4 protein-coding genes are annotated in these 3,886 nt (G+C 65.8%); all 4 read right to left on the bottom strand.

Going from position 1 to position 3,886, the window contains the following annotated elements; all coding sequences use genetic code 11:
• Positions 1-187: 187 nt before the first annotated feature.
• Positions 188-814, bottom strand: coding sequence for a TlpA disulfide reductase family protein (locus tag QWB57_RS11220; RefSeq protein WP_223625482.1), 627 nt, complete (start codon positions 812-814; stop codon positions 188-190).
• Positions 814-3,108: a protein-disulfide reductase DsbD gene (locus tag QWB57_RS11215; protein WP_288969591.1), complete on the bottom strand. Its 2,295-nt coding sequence runs from the start codon at positions 3,106-3,108 to the stop codon at positions 814-816. Before QWB57_RS11215 ends, QWB57_RS11220 begins: the two co-directional genes overlap by 1 nt.
• Before the next feature lie 4 nt (positions 3,109-3,112).
• Entirely contained in the window at positions 3,113-3,442 is a 330-nt protein-coding gene (gene cutA, locus QWB57_RS11210; RefSeq protein ID WP_223625488.1) for a divalent-cation tolerance protein CutA, read from the bottom strand.
• 2 nt (positions 3,443-3,444) lie between these two features.
• Positions 3,445-3,886, bottom strand: a 442-nt coding sequence (locus QWB57_RS11205; RefSeq protein ID WP_288969589.1) for a hypothetical protein, incomplete at its 5' end; no start/stop codon positions are given.

The raw sequence follows: 3,886 nt of genomic DNA, 5'->3' as shown, positions 1-3,886 counted from the left end.
CGGCGTGCAGTGTCGCGCAGATGAGCAATGCTGTCCAGTTCGGCGAACTTTTGCCGGATAGCGCAATTTTAAACGGATATTGGAGTGACGGCTCTAAAATGGCATGCCCCTTTGTATTGCCCAGCCTTGAGGGCCGCATCCAGTCATCCACGGCTAAGGTCGCGGGCGCGGGTCATCCATGGCCCGCTCAGCGCAGACCCCGCGTCTCCCAGGGCTGCACCCAGTTTGCAATAGCGGCTTGGTTGGCAAATGGACCGATATGGGTCTTCAGCACGCGACCATCGGCCGCAACCAGTACCGAATAGGGCAACACGCCCGCCGGGTTGCCCAGCCGCACGCCGGCATCGGTGGGGCCGGGGGGATCGACCAAGTTGGGATAGGTGACCCCCAGCCGCGTCAGCAGGGTGCGCGCAGAGGCCACGTCATCCAGCGCAATACCTACCACTTGCACACCGGTAGTGGCGTGTTGTGCGGAGAACGCTTGTAGATCCGGCATTTCTTTCAGGCAAGGCGCGCACCAGCTGGCCCACAGATTGACCAAGGTGGGCGTGCCTGCCCAGGCCTGTGGCACCTCAGCGGGCAGGCCATCGAGCGTGTGCAAGGTGATGGCTGGCACGATGCCGCCACGCTCGGCGATCTTCAGCCCGGCAGGCGGCGCAGGCGCATTGGCGGCCAGCAGATGGCCCAGTGCGCGCTGGCCAAGTTCGGTGCCAGCCAGTTTGTAGGCAACGGTGGGCTGGACATACAGGCTGGCAACCGCACCGGCAACCGCCGCCAGCATGGCTGCCGCGACCACCGTCTTGTTGGATGGCATCAGCGTGCCGCCTCGCGCAGGGCGTCTTCGACAATGCCGGGGGTCAGCAGCACCGGCAGCACCTTGCCCTCGCCGCCGCCACGTGGATAGACCACATACAGCGGCAGGCCCACGGCACCATAGCGGTGCAGGTAGGCGGTGATGGCGGGGTCGATATTGGTGTGATCGCCGATCATGTAGGCGGCATCGGCCGCTTTGAGTGCGGCGCGGAAACGATCGCGGGCGAATACCGCCTTCTCATTGGCTTTGCAGCTGACGCACCAGTCCGCGGTGATATTCACGAACACCACCCGGCCTTGCGTCCGCAGTTCGGCCAGCCGGGGCTCTGTATAGGCAACCGCAAGCTCGCCCTGCACGTGCGTGCTCATCGGTTTGGGCAGGGTGCCGATGGTGTACAGCGGCCATGCGGTCGTCGCCAGTGCCAGTACCGCCAGGACCAATGGCCAGCGCCGGGCATGTTGCCGGGCATGGGTCCACGCCCATGCCGCCAATGCCAACAAAATGGCGGCGCCCATCCAAAGGCCGGCCGCGTCGGCACCGCGCTGTTGCGCCAGCACCCACACCAGCCACGCGGCGGTGGCGTACATCGGGAAGGCCAGCAGTTGTTTCAGGGTTTCCATCCATGCGCCCGGTTTGGGCAACAGGCGGGCGAGGGCGGGGACGAAGGCGATCAACAGGAACGGCAGTGCCAGCCCCAGCCCCAATGTCAAAAACACCAGCATCGCCGCAAGCGTCGGGGCCACGAAGGCATAGGCCAGTGCCGCACCCATGAACGGTGCCGTGCAGGGTGTGGACAGCACCACGGCCAGCACGCCGGTGAAGAAATCGGCGCGCACGCCGCTGCCTTGCGCCAGTGCGTCGGCACGACCGCTGATACGGATACTGGCGTACCACATGCCCGACAAGCTCAGGCCCAGCATGAACATCAGCAGCCCCAGCACCGCGACCATGCGTGGGAACTGCAACTGGAAGCCCCAGCTGATCCAGTTTTCGATACCGCCGCTGCGCAGTGCCAGAATCAGCCCGCCCAAGGCGGCGAAGCTGGCCAGCACACCGGCGGTATAGGCCAGCGCATGCCGTCGCGCGGTCTGCCTGCTTGCCCCGCTTTGTGCCAGCGAGAGCACCTTCAGCGACAGCACCGGCAGCACGCAGGGCATCAAATTGAGGATCAAGCCGCCCAGCAGGGCCAGCAGCAGGGCGGGCAGCAGACTGGGAATGGGGTGTTGCGGGGGGGCGCTGCGGGCGGCATCGGCGGTGGCGAGTGTGGGGGCAATCACGCCCCCTTTCCTGCTGGTGGGGGGCACGGCTGGGGGGAGGGGGGCGGCTGGCGCGGTGTCTCCGGCAAGCGCCTTCGGCACACTGTCCTTCTTCCGCAGAGGAGGATTGATCTCGCCCGCCGGTACATGTACCGCCAGCGTCCGCGTCATCGGCGCATAGCAAATGCCCTCGGTCTGGCAACCTTGCAAGCCGACGATCAGGTTGCCGTTGGCCGCACGCGGGGTGCTGCGGTTGACGACAAGCGGAATTTCGACCTGCGTGAAATACACCTGCACCTGGCCAAAGTGCTCATCCTTGAACGCGCTGGCCTTGGGCATCTGCGCGTGCGCGGGCAGCGCGGCGGATAACCCGTCGGCTGCCACCAAGTTGGCCGAGAGCTTGTCGCGATACAGGTAATAGCCATTGGCGGGCGTGAGCCGCAGCAGCAGGGTGTTGCCATCCAGCGCGATCACTTCGCTGCCGAAGGCCTGCTCCGGCGGCAGCGGCGCGGCGTTCACTGCGCCGGCAGGATCGCCCAGCCCGAACAAGCCGCCGGACTTCTTGGCAAAACCCAAACCGGGTGCAGCGTCATCGGCAGCCGGCAAGGCCACCGTCAGCGTGCGCGTTTGCGGCGGGTAGCACACCCCGGCATCGGCACAGCCTTGATATTTCACGGTCAAGCGCACCGATGTCGCGGTTGCGGCCGGTTGGCCGCTCAGCGTGCCGATCAGTTGCCCGCGGTAGGTTTCGACATCGCCGAAAAACTCGTCGCGGTGCTTGTCGCCGCTTGGCAGCGCCAGCGTTGCGTTGGCAAACCCCGGATCGGTCTTCACCGATGTGCGGTGCCGGTACAGGTAATAGCCCTTGGCGATCTGCCAGCGCACGTCCACGCGATCGTGCGCGGTGGCGCTGGCTGACAGCACGAAGACCTGATCGACCGGCGGCAGATCAACATCGGCGGTGGCAGCGGCCGGCAGGGCCGCCGCCAGGGCCAGTGCGGCCAGCCAGCGGCACGGGCGAAAAGACAGTCGGGTCATCGGATCATTCTACTGGACGGGTCATGTCGGCCACCCAGCGTAGATACGCAGGCAGGCCGTCATTGGATTCGACCGCGACCAGCTCCGGCAGTTCATGCGGATGCAATTGCGGCAGCCTTGCCTGCAGGGCCGGGTAGCGCGCCCGCGTGGTCTTGATCAGCAGCAGCACTTCCCCTGCGTGTTCCACCGCGCCCTGCCAGCGATATACCGAGTGCAGGCCGGGAACGATGTTGACGCAGGCGGCCAGGCGTTCCTCGACCAGCGCCGTGGCGATGCGCTCGGCGCAGGCTGCGTCCGGGCAGGTGGCAAGGCAGAGCAGGATCGCCCCGGCCATGGTCAGCGCTTGCGCTTGCCGCTGGCTTTGGCGGGTGCCGCCACCTCCGGCGTCTGGATGTTGAAGACCACGGCATCGGCCTTGGTGCGGATCTTGAACCAGTCCGCGATCCGTTGCTGTTCGGCCGCAGACAGGTCGGAACGGATGGTGGCATTGAGATACACCACCTGGTGGCGGCTGCCGTCTTCGGCAATCGTCACCCCGTCGCCCACCGTGATCTGGTCCAGGCTCGGGTACAGCTGGCGCAGCTCGCTGGAAATGTCGCCGGTCTGGTTCAGCAGTGCGTTGCGCTTCGCCAGCTCCGCCCTGAGCTTCTGCAGCTGCGATTCGCGCTGCTTGACGGTGTCCTGGCTTTCTCTCAAGAGATCAGACAGCAGCGTTGATTTGAGCGCGGTCACGTCAATCTGGTGGTCGCCGCTCTGGTGCAGGAAGATCTGGGTGCCG

Origin of the sequence: uncultured Thermomonas sp., from assembly GCF_937872235.1 — a bacterium.
In the GTDB taxonomy this organism is placed as follows: domain Bacteria; phylum Pseudomonadota; class Gammaproteobacteria; order Xanthomonadales; family Xanthomonadaceae; genus Thermomonas; species Thermomonas beijingensis.
The sequence above is the reverse complement of the archived record's forward strand: the minus strand, read 5'-3'. Positions and strand labels throughout refer to the sequence as shown.

Coding starts and splice junctions, on each gene's coding strand:
- QWB57_RS11220 (WP_223625482.1), bottom strand. CDS start 814: ATGCCATCCAACAAGACGGTGGTCGCGGCAGCCATGCTGGCGGCGGTT.
- QWB57_RS11215 (WP_288969591.1), bottom strand. CDS start 3,108: ATGACCCGACTGTCTTTTCGCCCGTGCCGCTGGCTGGCCGCACTGGCC.
- cutA (WP_223625488.1), bottom strand. CDS start 3,442: ATGGCCGGGGCGATCCTGCTCTGCCTTGCCACCTGCCCGGACGCAGCC.